The organism is Paraburkholderia sp. J94 (genome assembly GCF_905220285.1).
GTDB classification, from domain to species: domain Bacteria; phylum Pseudomonadota; class Gammaproteobacteria; order Burkholderiales; family Burkholderiaceae; genus Paraburkholderia; species Paraburkholderia tropica_A.
Window position 1 is genome coordinate 614,910 of record NZ_CAJMZH010000001.1, and the last position, 17,166, is coordinate 632,075.

Consider the following 17,166-nt stretch of genomic DNA (forward strand, 5'->3'; position numbering starts at 1 on the left):
AAAACTACATCCCCCCGCGCCCAATCCGCTTAATCCGACACATCAACTGATCCGCCTGATCAAGCGCCTGCGCGACGGTCACAAAGCGAACAGCCACGCCGCCCGCCAACGCACGCTCGTAATTCACTCTCGCACTCGCCAAAACATAGTCGCCGGCGGCCGCCGCAGCCAACCTGTCCGCAATGTCTTCCGCTTGACTCGACGCCTGCGCAAAACCCGACGGCAGCGCGCCGGCAAATGCGAACCGTCCGCCTCCAAAATGCGCAAGCTGACCATGACCTGAACTCGCGCTCAGCATCCGCTCAGCGCACATTCGCAGGAATTGTTCACCGACTGAATATCCCTGTTCATCGCTCAGTTCCTTGAAGCCCTCAAGATCGACGATGCAAACCGCCACATACGAACCGTCCGTCGACGAATTCGCCAGCAAGCGGCCGAGTTCCTCCTGCAACGCGCGCCGATTCGGCAACTCCGTTACATCGTCGATAAGCGCACGCTGTGCGAGATGCTGGTTTGCAAGCGTCAATTGTTCGATTAATCGCTCGCGCTCGATATGTTCGGAAATCAGTTTCGCGAAAACGTTTAGCGCGCTGCGAGCGCGCGAATTGATCTCCAGGCGCTCTCGACTAATACCGCATAGTGTGCCGATGACCGCTCCGTTTTCGGCGCAGACCGGCGCACTCGCGTAAGTCTGGATTTCCAGATCGGCGGCGGCGCGCGAGTCGCCCCAGATTTCCTTGACGTTGCTGACGACGCGCTGCCCGCTTTCCAGGCTGCGTTTGCACAATGTGTCGAACCATTGGACCTGCAAGCCTTCGAGCACCTGTGTGCGCCCCTCGTTGCGCGAATAAAGAACGGTCTGGACTTCGCGGCTGAAATCGATCGACGTCAGATACGTCGATTCGAGTCCGGTCATCATCCCCAACATTTCAAGGAGCGGGCGCACTAACCCTTCCAGGCTCTGCGTAGCGGCCACCTTGTGCGAGAGGCGCTCAAGCAATTCGTCCATGACGGAGACTCACGTATGCAGATGAGATAAATTGCAGCGATGATGTGCCTCGGACAGTATCAGCTTTTTTCGCCGTTATCCAGGCGTCGTGGTTGCAAGAGCCGTGGCGCGATGCCCCGAGGAGAAGTCGATCCCTGGAGTAAACGGTCGGCCCACAATAAACAAACCGGACAAACCCGATAAACCCACGCGATAAATACCGGATAATCCCGGAGTGAAATCGCTCTCGTAACGTAGTCCAACGCTATGCATCGTTCACATGGGGAGTGTGATGGAGCATCTTTTCATTCTCGCGGCAGACCCTGCGGTTTGGGCCGCGCTCGTGACGCTGATCGTGATGGAAGTCGTGCTGGGCATCGACAACCTGATCTTCATTTCCGTGCTCACGAACAAGCTGCCTCGCGAGCAGCGGGCGCGCACGCAGCGCATCGGCATTCTTCTTGCGCTTGTGCTGCGGCTCGCATTACTCGGCGCCGTCGCCTGGATCGCCCGTCTGACCGAGCCAGCTTTCAGCATTTTCGATCATGGTTTTTCCTGGCGCGATATCGTGCTGGCAACGGGTGGTTTGTTCCTCGTCTGGAAAGCCACCACGGAAATCCGCCATCACGTCTCGCCCGCCGATCATCCTGAAGGGTCGGGCGATGCACCGGCGCGCACGCAAAAGTCGATCTCGTTCAGCTCGGCAATTGGACAGATCATTCTGCTCGATATCGTATTCTCCATCGACAGCATCATCACCGCGGTCGGCATGACGGAACATTTGCCGATCATGATCGTCGCCGTGATCGTGGCGGTCGCCGCGATGATGTTCGCCGCCCAACCGCTCTCGAGTTTTATCGAGCGGCATCCGACCATTGTGATGCTTGCGCTGAGCTTCCTGCTGGTCATCGGTATGACGCTGATCGCCGAGGGATTCGGCACGCATGTGCCGAAGGGGTATATCTATGCCGCGATGGCGTTCTCGGCATTGGTCGAGGGTTTGAACATGCTGGCGCGACGCGCGAAAGGCGGTGGGCGTCCGGCCGAGTGACGCCACGGGCCAACCGCTTCAATATTGTAAGATAACGTTCAGCGAGTCGGTCGCATGCTTCGCGCACCAGAGAGAACGACAACGGGTAAAACCGGCTCGACTCGAACACATAACTGGAGGGAGGCTCCATGAGAAAGCCGGTATTCGCGCAGGTCGCGTTCGCCACGCTCGCCATCGGCCTGACCAGCGCTGGCCTGTCGAGCGCGGTTTACGCATCGGACGTCAACATTGGCATCAACGTCGGCACGCCTGTCGTCGTCGCACCGCCGCCCCCTGCTGCCGTCGTCATTACGCCGGGCTGGCATGGCGACCGCTATTGGGACGGTCACCGCTACTGGCAACGTGATGATTGGGAGCGGCATCATCATCACGATAAGGGCGGACATTGCCCGCCCGGGCACGCGAAGAAAGGCGAGTGCTGATCAGGCTTTCACACACGCAAAACCCGGCATGCTTGCCGGGTTTTGCGTTTCTGGCGGCCTCCGTTCCGTCGCCCTCTTCTTCTGCCGCGACATCCTCAAGCTCCCGGCCGTTCAAGCCCAAAATGCGAGCGTAACGTTCTACCTTCATAATCCATTCGAAAAATTCCACGTCGCTGCAAGATCGGCACCACGCCATCGACGAACGATTCCAGACCGTCCGGCAGCGCATCGGGCATGAGATTAAATCCATCGACGGCACCGCCCGCGAACCAGCGCTCGATATCATCCGCAATCTGCTCAGGTGTCCCAACGATCACGCGATGTCCGCCGCCACCTGCGAGCGAGCGGATCAACTCGCGCACCGTATAACCGCCTCGACGTGCCTGGGCCAGCGTCGCGTGAAAAAACGTGTGATTGCCATTGCCGCCATTCGGCAACGCGAGATCATCTGGCACGCGCCCATCGAGATCGAGCCGCTCGGGCGCCATCCCCAGGATGCCCGCTAGTCGCGCAAGACTGTAACGCCAGGGAATCTGCTCGACGAGTTCATCGCGACGCCGAATGGCTTCGGCCTCCGTCGCGCCGATGATGGTCGTCAGCCCCGCAAGCACCAGCACGCCCCGGCGACGCCCATAAGCGTGCGCTCGCGCATTCAGATCGGCCCGGTATGCCACCGATTCTTCGAACGACTGCGACGCGGAAAACACCGCCTCCGCGTGTCGCGCCGCGAGATCGCGCCCATCGCCGGAAGCGCCGGCCTGCACGAGCACAGGATGCCCCTGCGGCGGCCGCGGCAGATTCAGCGGCCCCTGCACCTTGAAGAAGTGCCCCTCGTGCGCGACTGGCCGCACCTTCGTCGCGTCGACAAAACGCCCGCTCTGTTTGTCGCCGATGAAGGCGTCGTCGGCCCAGCTATCCCAGAGCGCCTTGACCAGCCCCGTAAACTCCGCCGCGCGCGCGTAGCGCTGGGCATGATCGGGCACCGCGTCGTGGCCGAAATTGCGCGCCGACGGCAGATCGGCCGTCGTCACGATATTCCATCCGGCGCGCCCGCTGCTCACGTGATCGAGCGTGGCGAAGCGCCGCGCGATGTTGTACGGCTCGTTATAGCTCGTCGAAGCCGTGCCGATCACGCCGATATGCGTGGTCGCCGCCGCGATGCTGGCGAGCAGCACCGTGGGTTCGAGCGCCGTGATCGGACGGAAGTCGATCTGATCGACGATGGCCGCATTGTCGGCGAGAAAGACCGCATCGAATTTCGCGCGCTCGGCGAGTTGCGCGACCCGCACGTAGTGCGCGACATCCACGAACGCGCGAGGATCGGCATTCGGCAGGCGCCACGCGGATGGCACGAAACCCGAGTGCAGGATATTGACGTTCAGATGCAGATGGCGCGGCGTGTCGTTCGCCGAATTTCGACTCATTTCGCGGTGCTCCCCGGTTCCTGAATATCACCAGGAGCAAAAGTATAGGGAGCGCGCCATCCGCGGCTAACCACGGAATTTGAATTTTGTTATTCGGGCGTCTGCATTGGATCGGGCTCGTTCTCGCCACGCCTGGAGCATTCTACGTGCGCATATCATTTATATTAGATCATGCGCAATGCGCATGACGCAAGTGCAAACGCCAGCGCAGCATTTCCGAAAAGCAAAGCATAAAAAAGCGTTTGTCACAGCCGCATCGATGCGTTTTTAATAACCAGCTTCATGCCGCGCAAACGCGGATCCGTTCAATGAAGCGCGGCGACAGCCGCTCGTTCATGAACCCGCCTCGCGCGAGCCAGGCCACGCAGCCAACCGCATGGAAGGCTTTTTACCACCGGTTGTATCCGTTCATTCTCATCACGGAACTGACATGGCTGACGTCACCTCTTCTTCGAACCGCTACGTCTCGTCGTCGCGAGCCGGTTCGCTGCTGTCGAAAGACCTTTTTTATAGCTGGCTTTCCTGGGCCATTCCCGTCCTGATCGTCGTGATCTGGGAAATCGCCGCGCGCGCCGGCTGGCTCGAACCGCAAGTGCTGCCGTCCCCGAGCAGCGTGGCCGTCACCGCATGGAATCTGGCCCGCACCGGCGACCTCTTCGTCCATCTCGGCGTTTCGCTGCTGCGTGCGATCTGCGGCTTTCTGATTGGCGGCGCGATCGGGCTCGCGTTGGGCGTGCTCGTCGGCTTTTCGCGTCTCGCTCAGGCGCTCATCGACCGCTCGATCCAGATGGTGCGCGCGGTGCCCTTTCTCGCGATGCTGCCGCTCGTCATCGTGTGGTTTGGCGTGGGCGAAGGCGCGAAGGTTTTTCTCGTCGCGCTCGCGGTGCTGTTTCCCATTTACATCAACACGATGCTCGGCATTCGCCAGATCGATCCGAAGCTGATGGAACTCGCGAAAGTGATCGGCATGAAATGGCCCGCCGTCGTGCGCCGGATCATTCTGCCCGGCGCGATGCCCGCCATTCTCACCGGCGTGCGTTATGCGCTCGCGCATGCGTGGCTCGCGCTCGTGATCGCCGAAACGCTCGCGACGACCAGGGGCATCGGTTTTCTGGCGATGGACGCGCGCGAATTCCTGCAAACCAATGTCATTTTGCTGACCATGATTATTTACGCGATCATCGGCGTCGTTGCCGACGCGCTGGTTCGTGCGCTCGAAGCGCGCTTGCTGTCGTGGCACGCGAATTACACGAAGGGAGCGCAAGCATGAGTCTTCTCGCCACCTTGCCGTCGCGCGCGAGCGCCGCGCCTCAACGCGACGACGAAACCGCTTCCCCGGCTTCGCCGCTGGCCGTTTCGGTGCGCGGTCTACAGCGCCGGTATGGCGCGCGTGTCGTGATCGATGCGCTCGACCTCGATATCCGCCGCGGCGAATTCGTCGCGCTGCTCGGCGAAAGCGGTTGCGGCAAGACCACGCTGCTGCGCGCGCTCGCGGGCCTCGACACGCCGGATGCCGGCCAGATTCGCGCGCCCGAGCGCCCTTCCGTGGTGTTTCAGGAGCATCGTCTGCTGCCGTGGGCCACGTTGTGGGAGAACGTCGCGCTCGGCCATGAATCGAGCATCGGCCGCAGCGGCGCGTCGCGTGCGCTCGCCGAAGTCGGCCTCGCGGGCCGCGAACTCGACTGGCCGCGCAATCTGTCCGGCGGCCAGGCGCAGCGCGTGGCGCTGGCGCGCGCGCTCGTGCGCGAACCCGCGCTGTTGCTGCTCGACGAGCCGTTCGCGGCGCTCGATGCGCTCACGCGCATCAAGATGCACGGGCTCGTCAAGGAACTGGTCGCGCGTCACGCGCCGGGCGTGCTGATCGTGACGCACGACGTCGACGAAGCGCTCGTGCTCGCGGACCGGATTCTCGTCATGCGTGCGGGACGTATCGCCGCTGCATTCGACACGCGCCATCACACGCCGCAGGACTTGCGGCACACGCTACTCGCGGAACTCGGCGTTCAGACGCACTGAAGCCGCGCTCGCGAATAACGCAAACCACGCAAACAAGAAAGCAAGGATAACGAATGAATGACGCTTCACTGACTCGCCGCCGTATCCTGCGCGCGGCGGGCGGACTGCTGGCGGGCGCTGTCGCCGCGCCGCTGCTGCCTGTCGCCCAGGCGGCCCAAACCTCACAACCGGCCAAGCTCACGCGCAACACCGACACGGTACGCATCGGCTGGGGCTACGGCGCCCTGCCCGACATCGCCAAACAGCGCGGCGTGTTCGAGAAAACGCTGGCGGCGAAGAACATCAAGGTCGAATGGATCGGCCCGTTCCCGAACCATGCACCCTCGATTCAGGCGGTCGTGGGCGGCAGCGCGGATTTCGGTTTCTGGGGATCGACGACGCCCGCGCTCGCCGCCATGCTGGCCGGCTCGCCCATCGTCTTCACGGGCTTCGATGTGTATTCGCCGCGCTCCACGGCCATCATCGTGAAGAAGTCCAGCAACATCAATTCGGTCGCCGATCTCGCCGGCCGCAAGGTGGCCGTGAACCGCTCCGGGCTCGGCGAGTTTCTGCTGATCGCGGCGCTGGAGAAATACCACGTCGATCGCAGCAAGGTCGAGTTCGTCTATCTGAATCCGCCCGATGCGGCGCCCGCGTTCGCGCAAGGCCGCGTCGACGCGTGGTCGATGTGGTCGCCCGCCGTCGATATCGCGCGTCATGCGAACGACGCGAAAGACATTTTCAATGAAGGCCGCGATCTCGACTTTCTGATCGACTACAGCTCGCTGGTCACGCGCCGCAAATTCACGGAGGAGAATTCCGAACTCGTGCGCGCGGTGCTCGACGCGTATTACGTCGAAGGCGCGTGGCAGTCGCAGCATTCGGCCGAATCGGAATTGCTCGTGCAAAGAGAGGCGAAATATCCGAACGAGGTCCGCGACTATCTGGCGAGCCTCAAGCGCGTGAATCAGTTCCACGAACCCGACGACGCCGCCTTCATGGCGCAGTTCCAGCGCGCCGCGGATTGGCTCGCGCAACGCAAGATCATCAGCGCGCCGATCAAGGTCGCCGATTACAGCGTGAAGGTGTGAAGCGCGTATGGCTGAGCTTTCCCAACCCAATCCCGGCGCTGTCGCGCTGGTTTCGCCGTTGTCCGCGTCGCTCGGATTGTCGTCCGCGATTGCCGGGATCGCCGCGACGGCGGCGCAGCGCGAACGCGCGCAACGTCTGCCGCACGAAGAGATCGCCGCGCTGAAGTCGCTCGGCTTCGGCGCGCTGCGTCTGCACGTCGACGACGGCGGTCACGGCGTGTCGCTGAGCGGGCTGTTCACGGTCGCGCGCGACCTCGCCGCCGCCGATTCGAACATCGCCCACGCGTTTCGCAATCACCTCTGGCAAGTGGAAGCCGCGCTGCAAAATCGCGATCATCCTTTCCACGCGCATGTGCTCGATCTCGCGCGGCGGCGCAAGACGGTCGGCCTGAGTTTCGCCGATACCGATGCGACGGCGGCGGGCGCGCGTTCGAGCCGCGTGATCAGCCGTCTCGAATGGGACGCGCGCAGGCAGGTCTATGTGGGTTCGGGCGACAAGGTCTACGCGACCGGCAATCTCTACAACGATGCCTTCGTCGGCGTCGCGGTCGAGAGCCGCGAGAACGCAACGGTGCAATACGTGCTCGAACGCGGCGAAGGCGTCGCCACCGAGGACGACTGGCAAGGCTTCGGCCAGCGCCTCACGGGCTCGGGCACGGCGCGGTTTCGCGAGGTCGCGGTGCGGGCCGACCATGTCTATCCGCCCGATCCGCCAAAATCGCCCGACGCCGCGCCGTGGGGCTTCACGTTCCACCAGGTGTATCTGACGAACTGCATCGCGGGCATCGCGCGGCGTGTGATGCTGGACGGCATCGAAGTGCTGCGTGGGCGGCAGCGGAACTTCTACCATGGCGAAGCCGCGCAGCCCGCCGACGAGCCCGCGTTGCAAGCCTTGCTAGGCCGCATACGCGCTTACGCCGCGAGCATCGAAGCGAGCGCGGATCGCGCCGTGCAGGCGCTGCAACACGCGCTCGCGAGCCGGGGCACGCGAGACGATTACGCGAGCGTGCTGGCCGCGACGCTCGCCGCCTCGGAAGCGAAGGTGGTGATCGACGATCTCGCGCCGCAAGTGGCGAGCTGGCTCATCGATCTCGGCTCGGGTTCGGCGGTGTCGAGCGTCGCCGCGCTGGACCGGCATTGGCGCAACATCAAGGTGATCGCCTCGCACAATCCGCGGCTCTACAAGGAGCGGCTGCTCGGTCAGAACCTGCTGACCGGGCAACTGCCGCCCACGGGCGCATTCTTCTGAACGGGCGCGTTGCGCGCGCCCACGCGACCGCTGTTAGCCCGCGCTCGCGAGGATCGCGTGCAGCAGCACGTTCGCGCCCGCTTCCGCCCATTCGGGCGTGATCGCTTCGGCTTCGTTGTGGCTCAGGCCGTCGATGCAGGGCACGAAAATCATGCCCGTGGGCGCGACGCGCGCGAGATAGCAGGCATCGTGGCCCGCGCCGGAGACGATGTCGGCATGCGACAGATCCAGCGCGACCGCAGCCTCGCGCACGATCTCGACGCACTCCGCCGCGAACGGCACGGGCGCGTAATCGAAGATCTGCTCGATGCGATGTCCGAGCTGTTCCTCGTGCGCGATGCGCGCGAGTTCCTCGCGCAGCTTCGCGTCCATTTCCGCGAGCGTCGCCGACTCGGGATGGCGAAACTCCACCGTGAAAAAGCAGCGTCCCGGCACCGTGTTGCGCGAGTTCGGCTTCGCTTCGATCATGCCGACCGTCGCGCGTCCATACGGCGCATAGCTGTGTCCGAGCGCCGAGACGAAGGTGATCACGCGCGCCGCGCCCACGAGCGCGTCGCGGCGCAGATCCATCGGCGTGGTGCCCGCATGCGCATCGACGCCTTCGAGTTCGATCTCGTACCAGCGCTGCCCTTGTCCGGCTGTCACGACGCCGATGGTCTTGCCGCTGCGTTCGAGAATCGCGCCCTGTTCGATGTGCAATTCGTAGGCGGCGTGCACCGGCGTGCCGCCCACGGGCACGTCGCCCGCATAGCCGATCTGTGCGAGCGCCTCGCCAATCGTGGTGCCCGACGCGTCGCTGCGCGAGAGGCCGTAATCGAGCGGATACACGCCCGCGTAGACGCCCGAGGCGATCATCGCAGGCGCGAAGCGCGAGCCTTCCTCGTTGGTCCACACGACCACTTCGACGGGCCGCTCAGTCTGCACGTTCGCGTCGTTGAGCGCGCGCAGCACTTCGAGCCCGCCGAGCACGCCGTAGATGCCGTCGTAACGTCCGCCGGTGGGCTGCGTATCGGCGTGCGAGCCGGTCAGCACGGGCGCCGCGTGCGGATCGCGGCCCGCGCGGCGCGCGAAGATATTGCCGATGCGGTCGATGCGAATCTCGCAGCCCGCTTCGCGCGCCCATTGCACGAACAGATCGCGGCTCTCGCGGTCGAGTTCGGTCAGCGCGAGACGGCAGACGCCGCCCTTGGGCGTCGCGCCGATGCGCGCCATGCGGTCGAGCGAATCCCACAGGCGCGCGCCATTCACGCGCAGCGCGGCGCGTTCGTTCAGCGCATCGATGTTGGTGTTCGTGTTCGTGTCAGCCATGTGCGGGTTGCTCCGGCTGGGCGCTGCCTTGCGCATCGTTTTGCACATCGCGCACGCGGTAGCGGAAATCGCAGCGCTTGCCGCCCTGCATGATGGTGCTGGTGCGCGTGAGTTCGACGCGCGGATCGTAGCCCGCGATGAACTCGCTGTCGCGCGCGCAGCTGAGCAGATGGCCAATCTCGCCGAGGCCCATCGCGTGATACATCTCCGCGTAGCTGCAGCGCTTCACGTCGTAGTCGTAGGCTTCGTCGTCGGCGCGCAAGGTGTCGACTTCGAGCGCATCGTCCTTTTCCCAGAGCACCTGCAAGGCGACGAACGATGCGATGCTCGTGCCGTTCGGCTCGCGCGCCGCGAATTCCTGACCCGCGCCGATCGCCGCGCCGCGCACCGCTTCGCCGATCACGGCTTGCGCGCGCTCAGCGCCGAAATCGCGCTTCAGGATCTCGTAGATCGGCTTGATGATTTCCGCTTCGATCCGGCGGCGTTCGAGAATGCCGAGCGTTACGCCGTTGACGTTGACTTCCTGCGCGCGATGTTCCGCGCGCTCGTCGCGATGATCGTGTTGATGTTGCGTCATGCTGTGTTCTCCTCGCCCGGCTCAGCGCGCAGCCGTTTTCGCAGCCGTTTTCGCAGCCGTTTTCGCCGCCGCTTTTGCAGCGGGTTTGGCGGCGGCCTGCGCGGGCGTCCCGCCGCCCAGCACGTCGACCACGGCCCACTTGCCGTCGCGCACCTGATAGATCGTGTACGCCGGATCCTTGAGATTGCCTTGCGCGTCGAAGGCGATCGTGCCCGTCACGCCATCGCGGCGGATCGTGTGCAGCGCGGCGACGATCTGCTTCGGATCGGCCGAATTCACCTGCTGCGTGGCAGCGATCAGCGTCGCGGCCGCGTCATAGGCGAACGGCGCGTGCAGTTCGATCGGCGCATGCCAGCGCGCGCGGTACTGCGCGTCGAAGGCGGGGCCGCCCGGCATGCGGTCGAGCGGACGGCCCGGCTCCAGCGCAGTGACGCCCTCGCCCGCCGGACCGGCGAGCTTCAGGAAGGTCTGGCTGACGAAGCCGCCCGCGCCGAGCAGCGGCGCCTGAATATGCAGCTGACGCATGCGGCGCACGAGCGGCGCGGCTTCCACGTCGATGCCGCCGAGGAACACCAGATCGGCGCGCTTGCCCTTGATTTCCGTGAGCACGCCGCTGAAGTCGATGGTCTTGTCGGTCACGTACTGATGATCGATCACGTTGCCGCCGTTGGCCTGCACGCCCTTGATGAACTGGTTCGCGAGTCCCGCGCCGAACGCCGTCTGATCGTCGATCACGGCGATGCGCTGCGCCTTGAGCGTCTTCACGGCGTACGCGCCGGTATAGGCGCCGCTGTCGTCGTCGTGGCCCATAATGCGGAACGAGGTGTCGAAGCCCTGCAGCGTGTACTGATGCCCCGTCGAAGCGGGCGCGATCTGCGCGATGCCCGCGTCGTGATAGATGCGCGCGGCGGGCACGCTGCAACCGGTGTTCCAGTGGCCGACCACGCCCACCACATGACGCTCGACGAGCTGCTGCGCGACCGTCACGGCCGTGCGCGGATCGGACTGATCGTCGGCGCTCACGAGCTTGTAGAGCACGGGCTTGCCGCCGAGGGTCGGGTGCTTCGCGTTGGCGTCGTCGATGGCGAGTTGCGCGCCGTTCTCCAGATCCTTGCCGATACGCGCCGACGCGCCGGTCAGCGGTGCGGCGAGGCCGATCAGCACGACCTGTTCGTCCTGGGCGTGCGCGGCGGAGGCGAAAACCGAGGCAGCGAGCGCTGCGAGCGGCAACAACAGAGCGTTCTTTTTCATGTGGGTGTGTGCGTGTCGATGCGTGGGGTCGGGAGGCCGGGTGCGGAAACCTTGCCTCCGAAAGTTGAAAAAGATTAAGGTTTGGCGCTCGCACGCTTAAATGACGTTTCGTTCTATCGTTATGTCCATGCGCCTGGTTTGCGATTAAATCGCTGATTTTGTGGAAGAAAATCTATGATGCTCGCCGCATGATGCCTTCGATATAATTCGACACATGAAAAAAATTCAGGAAATCGCCGACGATCCGCCGCTGCGCGCGGTACGCGCGTTCGAGGCGTTCGCGCGTCACGGCTCGGTGAGCACGGCCGCGCGCGAGCTCGACATCACGCCCTCGGCCGTGAGCCATCAGCTTCAGTTGCTCGAATCGTTCGTGCAGACGCCGCTGACCGTGCGCAGCGGCCGCTCGCTCGTGCTGACCGACGAGGGCCGCGATTATTACCGATCGATCAGCGCGGCGTTCTCGGTGTTGCGCAGCGCGACGGGCTTCGTGCGCGAGCGCTCGTCGCGGCGGCAGATCACGATCAGTCTGATTCCGCTGTTCGGCATGGGCTGGTTCATTCCGCGCCTGCACGATTTCCTGGCCGCGAACGAAGACGTCGACGTGACCGTGCTTTACGCGAATCACCGCAATTACCGCAGCGACGCGGCCGATCTGTCGATTCGCTTCGGCACGGGCGACTGGGTCGGTTATACGAGCACGCCGCTGCTCTCGGGCGCGGTGGTGCCGGTCTGCACGCCGCGCTTCCTGCAGCGCTACGGCCCGCTGCGCAAGCCCGCCGATCTCGCGGGCGTGCCGCTCGTGCACGACGAGGACCGCAGCACCTGGGTCAACTGGCTGCACAGCGTGGGCGCGCGTCACATGACGCGCGCCGAGGGGCCGCTGTTCGAAGACGGCCAGCTGACGCTGAGCGCCGCGCTCGCCGATCTCGGCGCGGCCTTGATGCGCGCGCCGCTCGTCTCGCGCGAGCTGGCGTCGGGCGCGCTGCGCAAGCTGTTCGATCAGGAACTCGACGACGGCCGCCACTACTATCTCTGCTGGCGCGCCGACGCCGAATTGCCCGACGGCGCACAACGGCTCGCGAACTGGCTGCTGGCGTCGATGAAGGGATCGTGACGGGCGATCCCGCAGATTTCAGAGCGTATGCAGCAGCGGCTTCGCCAGATGCGCGACCTGAAAGAGCGTCGATGCGCCGGACTCTGGGTTCGGCTCGTTCGGCTCCGGCGCGGAGTCCAGCAGCGTCAAACGCGTGATGCGCCAGCGCAGCGTATCGACACTGATCGCGCGCGCCACGACATCGCGCTGCCCGGCCTCGATGCGATTCTGTTCGATTTCATGCAATAGCGTCGCGTGCAGATTGGCGTCTGCGGGAATGTCGATTTCGTCCAGGCGAGCGAAGCGCGCGGTCGTTGCCGTGCCTTGGCGCGCGTCGATTGCGAGTTGTGTCTGGATCGGCGCGCGGCCAAAGCTCTTGGTGACGTTTTCATAGTGGCCGTCGAGCAGAAAGCTGCGCAATGCGGCGTCGCCGCGCCACAAATAAAACGACGCATAGCTGTTTTCCGACGCACCATATTGACCCGCTTCGCGCAACAAAAAAGCCTTGAAATACAGGTCCTGCGCATCGTCCCAGCGTGCGCCGCGCTCGCGCGCCCGCGCATGAATGCGCGTCGTTTCATAATCGCCGGGCAGGCGGTGGACATAATAGGCAGTCAGCATGATCGCTCCATCGAAATAGAAAAACGTCGAGAAATAAGCGGAATTCGGAATGAGAACTCCGGTTGCGCAACACGCTCGTAGACCTTAGTCTTGGGCTGGCTCTGCGCACAGATAGCGCGGCTTGTTTCAGTGATTTCATTTCGCCATGAGTGAATCTTGAAAGCTCTCGATATCGACGCAATCCGCGCATTCCTGCTCATCGCCGACTACAAAAGCTTCACGCGCGCGGCGCAGGCGCTGGACACCACGCAGGCGGCGGTCAGCCTCAAGGTGAAGCGGCTCGAACGCGAACTCGGCCGCCGCTTGCTGGAGCGCACGCCGCGTCACGTTCGCCTTTCGTCGGAAGGCAGCGCGTTTCTGGAGCCCGCGCGCGCGCTCGTTTCGGCGCACCAGCAGGCGATCGGCGCGTTCGAGCCGCGGCCGCGCCGCTTGATCGTCGGGCTCAGCCACCATCTCGCGGGCGCGCAATTGCCGCGCTTGCTCAAGCGGCTCAACGAAGCCGAACCCGCGCAGTCGCTGGAGATGCGCGTGGCGGCGTCGCGCGATCTGCTTGCCGCCTTCGATGCCGGCGCACTCGACGCGGCCCTGGTGTTGCAGCACGACAGCCGCCGCCTCGACGGCGACATCGTGGTCGAAGAAGCCTTCGGCTGGATGGCCGCCGAGGATTTCGTGTATCCACGCGGCAGCGCGCTGCGCCTCGCGACGCAACCCGCGCCTTGCAGCGTGCGCGCGATGGCCGTCGATGCACTCGATCGCGCGGGGATCGCCTGGACCGAGCTATTCCTGGGCGGCGGCGTGGCGACGATCGGCGCGGCCGTGGCGGCGGGACTCGCGGTGGCGGCGCTCGTCAAACGCGTGGCGCCGCCCGGGGCCGTCGATGTGGGTGCGCGCTTGGGTTTGCCGCCGCTTCCCACGCGTAACGTCGTGCTCTACGCGAGCGCCACCGACGCGGCGACGCGGCGTGCGCTCAAAGTTCTCGCAGAGGAGATGCGCTCGGGCGCCTGCGTGGCGTAGTCGGTCGATCGGCGCAACGCATGGCCGTGGCGGCCTGATAACGATATGAAGTTTCGTTCTTTTCCAAACGCGCGCGTGGCGGCTAGTTTGGAATGATCCTCGGCGCAGCCATTGCTTCATTGCAGATGGGCCAGCGTCCGTGGCGCGAACCGTTCTGACTGGAGCATTCATGAGCACTGTACTCGCCGCATCGCCCGCCGTTTCACCCTTAACGTCATCGACAATCTCGCCCGCGCACGCCGTGGAGGCGGAACTCAACTACCTCGCGCCGGACATAGCGCGGCCCGTCAATTACACGTTCGAACCGCCGGAGGGCACGCCCTGGAGTTCGGGCACGCTCGATCCGCGCCGCGTGACGATTCACGACGCGCGCCCGCTTGCGCAAAGCGGCGGCATTTCGCTCGATCATCAAGGTTTTCAGTGGGTGGCGCACACGAGCCGCCTGCACGATTTCAGCGACGATGCGCGGATACGCGACGTCTATCTGCCCGAATCCGCAGCGCTTCTGCGCACCCTCACGGGCGCCGCGAAAGTGGTGATCTTCGATCACACGCTGCGCGACAGCGCGCAGGGTTCGCGCGCCAACGCCGCGCTGCGCGAGCCGGTCCGCCGTGTGCATAACGATCAGACCTTCGTCTCCGGGCCACGGCGCGTGCGCGATCATCTGGACGCCGTCGAAGCCGCGCAACGGCTTCAGCGCCGCTTCGCGATCGTCAATCTGTGGCGGCCGTTGGGCGAGGTGGAGCAACTGCCGCTCGCGCTCTGCGACGCGCGTTCGATCGCGCCCGACGATCTCGTTCCCACCGATCTGGTCTATCGCGACAAAATCGGCGAGACGTATTCGTTTCTGGCGAATCCGCGTCATCGCTGGTTTTATTTTCCGCGATTGCGTCCCGATGAAGCGCTGCTGCTGAAGATCTACGATTCGCGCGACGACGGGACCGCGCGGCTCACCGCGCACACGGCGTTCGACGACCCCGACACGCCGGAAGATGCCGCGCCGCGACGCAGTATCGAATTGCGTGCGCTGGTGTTCTGGGATTGAGGTATTGAAGTATTGAAGCGCGCCCGCTGGAGTCAGTGGGCGCACGGGCGCGCGCCTGGATCACACGCTTATTCAGGCGGAATTTCCGGCACGAACGGATAAAGCAGCGGCGTGAAGCTCGCGTGGAAATAGCCGTGCCGCGCGTAGAGCGCGGCGCGTTCGAGGCGTTGCGCGGGTTCCGCGCCTGCGTTGGCGGCTTCGGCGTTTTTATTCGGCGACTTATTCGGCGACTTAGGCTCGCGGCGGAACAGGCTGAAAAGCTGAACGGCAATCGGATTCGACATGACGATCTCTCCGTGGCATCGCGTATCGTCCAATCTAGTCAGCCCGATTGCATCGGACAACCAAGTATTTGTGGATTGCTTAGACCGTTCTGCGTGCGAGGATCGCGCGGCGATGCTGCGCCGCTGGCGGATAGCAAAACGCCAGCCTGATGCGGGGCTGGCGTCGTCGTCACGAATGCGGGTTAGCGTTTGCCGCGGCCACCGGCCGGTTTGCCCGCGGGCTTGTGCGCGCCCGCCGCGGGTCTGGCGGATTTTCCCGTGGGCTTGCTGGCGGGTTTGCCGACCGGCTTGGCGCGCGGCATTTCCAGGCTGAACGGATTGCTTTTCGACGGACCCGCGCCCTTCCCCGCCGCCGCAGGCTTGCGCTTGCCTTCTCCGCCTTGCGGACCCGGCTTCTTGCCCTGCGTCTGCGCAACGCCCGCACCTGCGCCTTGCGGCACCTTCGGCTTCTTGGGCTTTTTCGGCTTCTTGATGATCTCGCCCGTCGCGCTGGTTTCCGGCACGCGGTGTTCGGCTTCGAAACCGGGCTCCTCCTCACGGCGCAGCGTTTGCCGGATGAGCGCTTCGATCGCGGCCAGTTGCGGCGCTTCGTCGGCGCACACGAGGGACACCGCGACGCCGCTCGCGCCCGCGCGTCCGGTGCGGCCGATACGGTGCACATAGTCTTGCGCCACGATCGGCAGGTCGACGTTGATCACCAGCGGCAGATCGTCGATATCGAGCCCGCGCGCGGCCACGTCGGTGGCGACCAGCATCTGCACGTCGCCGGTCTTGAAGCGCTCCAGCGCGCGCAGACGCGCGGGCTGCGGCTTGTCGCCGTGGATCGTGTCGACCGCATAACCCGCCTTTTCCAGCATGACGGCCAGGTAATCCACGCCGTTGCGCGTCTTCACGAACACCAGCGCGTGGTCCCACTTGTTCTCGGCCACGAGGTGCAGAAAGAGTTCGGGCTTGTTGCGCTTGTCGACCGTCACGACCCACTGCTTGATCTTGCTGGCCGTGGCATTGGGCGGACTGACGCTGATATTGACCGGGCTGCGCAGAATGCCCGCCGCCATCGTGCGGATCTCGTCGCTGAAAGTGGCGGAGAACAGCAGCGTCTGGCGCTTCGTGGGCAAGGCGGCGAAGACGGCGTTGAGTTCGCGCGCGAAGCCCAGATCGAGCATGCGGTCGGCTTCGTCGAGCACCAGCGTTTGCACCTGATCGAACTGCACGGCGTTCTGGCGGTTCAGATCGAGCAGGCGGCCCGGCGTGGCGACGAGCACATCGACGCCCTTGCGCAGCTTCATCATCTGCGGATTGATGCTCACGCCGCCGTAGGCCGCGAGCAAGCGCAGATCGAGGCCCTTGCCGTATTCGACGAAGCTCTGGAGCACCTGCTCGGCGAGTTCGCGCGTGGGCACCAGCACCAGCACGCGCGCGCGGTTGCTCGACACCGCTGGGCCGTTCTGCACCAGCCGTTGCAGCAGCGGCAGCGCGAAGCCCGCCGTCTTGCCGGTGCCGGTCTGGGCGGCGGCCATGACGTCCTTGCCTTCGAGCACAGCGGGAATCGCCTTGGCCTGCACCGGCGTCGGTGTCGGGTAATTGAGGTCTTGCAGATTCCGCAGCAAGGGATCGATCAGGCCAAGCGAGGCGAAAGACATGGGCGCATTCCGGACTAAAACCGTAATTCTAGCGGCTCGCGCGGGTTGCGGCGCCACAGGTCGGGCGCGTGGGGGTACATCGGCGCGCGTCGGCCTCCGGCGCGGGGAGG

17 protein-coding genes are annotated in these 17,166 nt (G+C 64.6%); 9 read left to right on the forward strand and 8 right to left on the reverse strand.

Features of this window, described 5'->3' with window-relative positions; genetic code table 11:
* Positions 1 to 4: 4 nt before the first annotated feature.
* A complete protein-coding gene (locus U4Y88_RS02720) occupies positions 5 to 1,009 on the reverse strand; it encodes a GGDEF domain-containing protein (RefSeq protein WP_321782064.1) in 1,005 nt (334 codons plus the stop codon).
* 271 nt (positions 1,010 to 1,280) lie between these two features.
* Here U4Y88_RS02720 and U4Y88_RS02725 point away from each other — a divergent pair, with 271 nt between their 5' ends.
* Positions 1,281 to 2,039 carry a TerC family protein gene (locus U4Y88_RS02725; protein WP_310630569.1) on the forward strand — a complete coding sequence of 253 codons (759 nt, stop codon included), beginning with the start codon at positions 1,281 to 1,283 and terminating at the stop codon, positions 2,037 to 2,039.
* Between the two features lie 128 nt (positions 2,040 to 2,167).
* Positions 2,168 to 2,461, forward strand: coding sequence for a hypothetical protein (locus tag U4Y88_RS02730; RefSeq protein WP_224010103.1), 294 nt, complete (start codon positions 2,168 to 2,170; stop codon positions 2,459 to 2,461).
* Positions 2,462 to 2,556: 95 nt separating this feature from the next.
* Here the strand turns inward: U4Y88_RS02730 and U4Y88_RS02735 are convergent, their stop codons facing one another.
* Complete coding sequence (locus U4Y88_RS02735; protein WP_321782067.1) at positions 2,557 to 3,885, reverse strand: LLM class flavin-dependent oxidoreductase; 1,329 nt, start codon at positions 3,883 to 3,885, stop codon at positions 2,557 to 2,559.
* 430 nt (positions 3,886 to 4,315) lie between these two features.
* Here U4Y88_RS02735 and U4Y88_RS02740 point away from each other — a divergent pair, with 430 nt between their 5' ends.
* The 4 genes from U4Y88_RS02740 to U4Y88_RS02755 are packed head-to-tail and all read left to right on the forward strand — an operon-like array spanning position 4,316 to position 8,220.
* Positions 4,316 to 5,155 carry an ABC transporter permease subunit gene (locus tag U4Y88_RS02740; protein ID WP_321782069.1) on the forward strand — a complete coding sequence of 280 codons (840 nt, stop codon included), beginning with the start codon at positions 4,316 to 4,318 and terminating at the stop codon, positions 5,153 to 5,155.
* Entirely contained in the window at positions 5,152 to 5,901 is a 750-nt protein-coding gene (locus U4Y88_RS02745) for an ABC transporter ATP-binding protein (protein WP_321782071.1), read from the forward strand. The genes U4Y88_RS02740 and U4Y88_RS02745 overlap by 4 nt, the downstream gene beginning before the upstream one ends.
* Before the next feature lie 53 nt (positions 5,902 to 5,954).
* The gene (locus U4Y88_RS02750) at positions 5,955 to 6,971 is read left to right on the forward strand and encodes an NrtA/SsuA/CpmA family ABC transporter substrate-binding protein (RefSeq protein WP_224010089.1); all 1,017 of its coding nucleotides are present in this window, start codon (positions 5,955 to 5,957) and stop codon (positions 6,969 to 6,971) included.
* Positions 6,972 to 6,978: 7 nt separating this feature from the next.
* Entirely contained in the window at positions 6,979 to 8,220 is a 1,242-nt protein-coding gene (locus U4Y88_RS02755) for an acyl-CoA dehydrogenase family protein (protein ID WP_321782073.1), read from the forward strand.
* Positions 8,221 to 8,253: 33 nt separating this feature from the next.
* Here the strand turns inward: U4Y88_RS02755 and U4Y88_RS02760 are convergent, their stop codons facing one another.
* The 3 genes from U4Y88_RS02760 to U4Y88_RS02770 are packed head-to-tail and all read right to left on the reverse strand — an operon-like array spanning position 8,254 to position 11,356.
* Positions 8,254 to 9,528, reverse strand: a complete 1,275-nt coding sequence (locus U4Y88_RS02760) for a Zn-dependent hydrolase (RefSeq protein WP_321782075.1) — start codon at positions 9,526 to 9,528, stop codon at positions 8,254 to 8,256.
* Positions 9,521 to 10,105 (reverse strand): L-2-amino-thiazoline-4-carboxylic acid hydrolase, encoded by a 585-nt coding sequence (locus U4Y88_RS02765; protein WP_321782076.1) that lies wholly within the window; start codon positions 10,103 to 10,105, stop codon positions 9,521 to 9,523. Before U4Y88_RS02765 ends, U4Y88_RS02760 begins: the two co-directional genes overlap by 8 nt.
* A gap of 21 nt (positions 10,106 to 10,126) precedes the next feature.
* Positions 10,127 to 11,356: a branched-chain amino acid ABC transporter substrate-binding protein gene (locus U4Y88_RS02770; RefSeq protein ID WP_321782078.1), complete on the reverse strand. Its 1,230-nt coding sequence runs from the start codon at positions 11,354 to 11,356 to the stop codon at positions 10,127 to 10,129.
* Positions 11,357 to 11,570: 214 nt separating this feature from the next.
* On the opposite strand from U4Y88_RS02770, the gene U4Y88_RS02775 reads away from it, so the two are divergent.
* Positions 11,571 to 12,470: a LysR substrate-binding domain-containing protein gene (locus tag U4Y88_RS02775; protein ID WP_321782080.1), complete on the forward strand. Its 900-nt coding sequence runs from the start codon at positions 11,571 to 11,573 to the stop codon at positions 12,468 to 12,470.
* Positions 12,471 to 12,488: 18 nt separating this feature from the next.
* On the opposite strand, the gene U4Y88_RS02780 is transcribed toward U4Y88_RS02775, so the two are convergent.
* On the reverse strand, positions 12,489 to 13,070 hold the full coding sequence (locus U4Y88_RS02780) for a DUF4865 family protein (protein ID WP_321782082.1): 582 nt from the start codon (positions 13,068 to 13,070) through the stop codon (positions 12,489 to 12,491).
* 156 nt (positions 13,071 to 13,226) lie between these two features.
* On the opposite strand from U4Y88_RS02780, the gene U4Y88_RS02785 reads away from it, so the two are divergent.
* Positions 13,227 to 14,084: a LysR family transcriptional regulator gene (locus U4Y88_RS02785; protein ID WP_224010076.1), complete on the forward strand. Its 858-nt coding sequence runs from the start codon at positions 13,227 to 13,229 to the stop codon at positions 14,082 to 14,084.
* Between the two features lie 169 nt (positions 14,085 to 14,253).
* Positions 14,254 to 15,129, forward strand: a complete 876-nt coding sequence (locus U4Y88_RS02790; protein WP_321782084.1) for a CmcJ/NvfI family oxidoreductase — start codon at positions 14,254 to 14,256, stop codon at positions 15,127 to 15,129.
* A 68-nt stretch (positions 15,130 to 15,197) separates the two neighbouring features.
* On the opposite strand, the gene U4Y88_RS02795 is transcribed toward U4Y88_RS02790, so the two are convergent.
* Positions 15,198 to 15,413, reverse strand: coding sequence for a hypothetical protein (locus U4Y88_RS02795; protein WP_321782086.1), 216 nt, complete (start codon positions 15,411 to 15,413; stop codon positions 15,198 to 15,200).
* A gap of 182 nt (positions 15,414 to 15,595) precedes the next feature.
* Complete coding sequence (locus U4Y88_RS02800; RefSeq protein WP_310633125.1) at positions 15,596 to 17,056, reverse strand: DEAD/DEAH box helicase; 1,461 nt, start codon at positions 17,054 to 17,056, stop codon at positions 15,596 to 15,598.
* Between the last annotated feature and the right edge of the window lie 110 nt (positions 17,057 to 17,166).

Excerpts from the sequence above, each read along its gene's own strand:
- U4Y88_RS02740 (WP_321782069.1), top strand. The coding sequence starts at position 4,316 with ATGGCTGACGTCACCTCTTCTTCGAACCGCTACGTCTCGTCGTCGCGA.
- U4Y88_RS02735 (WP_321782067.1), bottom strand. The coding sequence starts at position 3,885 with ATGAGTCGAAATTCGGCGAACGACACGCCGCGCCATCTGCATCTGAAC.
- U4Y88_RS02765 (WP_321782076.1), bottom strand. The coding sequence starts at position 10,105 with ATGACGCAACATCAACACGATCATCGCGACGAGCGCGCGGAACATCGC.
- U4Y88_RS02755 (WP_321782073.1), top strand. The coding sequence starts at position 6,979 with ATGGCTGAGCTTTCCCAACCCAATCCCGGCGCTGTCGCGCTGGTTTCG.
- U4Y88_RS02760 (WP_321782075.1), bottom strand. The coding sequence starts at position 9,528 with ATGGCTGACACGAACACGAACACCAACATCGATGCGCTGAACGAACGC.
- U4Y88_RS02745 (WP_321782071.1), top strand. The coding sequence starts at position 5,152 with ATGAGTCTTCTCGCCACCTTGCCGTCGCGCGCGAGCGCCGCGCCTCAA.
- U4Y88_RS02730 (WP_224010103.1), top strand. The coding sequence starts at position 2,168 with ATGAGAAAGCCGGTATTCGCGCAGGTCGCGTTCGCCACGCTCGCCATC.
- U4Y88_RS02795 (WP_321782086.1), bottom strand. The coding sequence starts at position 15,413 with ATGTCGAATCCGATTGCCGTTCAGCTTTTCAGCCTGTTCCGCCGCGAG.
- U4Y88_RS02720 (WP_321782064.1), bottom strand. The coding sequence starts at position 1,009 with ATGGACGAATTGCTTGAGCGCCTCTCGCACAAGGTGGCCGCTACGCAG.
- U4Y88_RS02800 (WP_310633125.1), bottom strand. The coding sequence starts at position 17,056 with ATGTCTTTCGCCTCGCTTGGCCTGATCGATCCCTTGCTGCGGAATCTG.
- U4Y88_RS02780 (WP_321782082.1), bottom strand. The coding sequence starts at position 13,070 with ATGCTGACTGCCTATTATGTCCACCGCCTGCCCGGCGATTATGAAACG.
- U4Y88_RS02790 (WP_321782084.1), top strand. The coding sequence starts at position 14,254 with ATGAGCACTGTACTCGCCGCATCGCCCGCCGTTTCACCCTTAACGTCA.
- U4Y88_RS02750 (WP_224010089.1), top strand. The coding sequence starts at position 5,955 with ATGAATGACGCTTCACTGACTCGCCGCCGTATCCTGCGCGCGGCGGGC.
- U4Y88_RS02770 (WP_321782078.1), bottom strand. The coding sequence starts at position 11,356 with ATGAAAAAGAACGCTCTGTTGTTGCCGCTCGCAGCGCTCGCTGCCTCG.
- U4Y88_RS02775 (WP_321782080.1), top strand. The coding sequence starts at position 11,571 with ATGAAAAAAATTCAGGAAATCGCCGACGATCCGCCGCTGCGCGCGGTA.
- U4Y88_RS02725 (WP_310630569.1), top strand. The coding sequence starts at position 1,281 with ATGGAGCATCTTTTCATTCTCGCGGCAGACCCTGCGGTTTGGGCCGCG.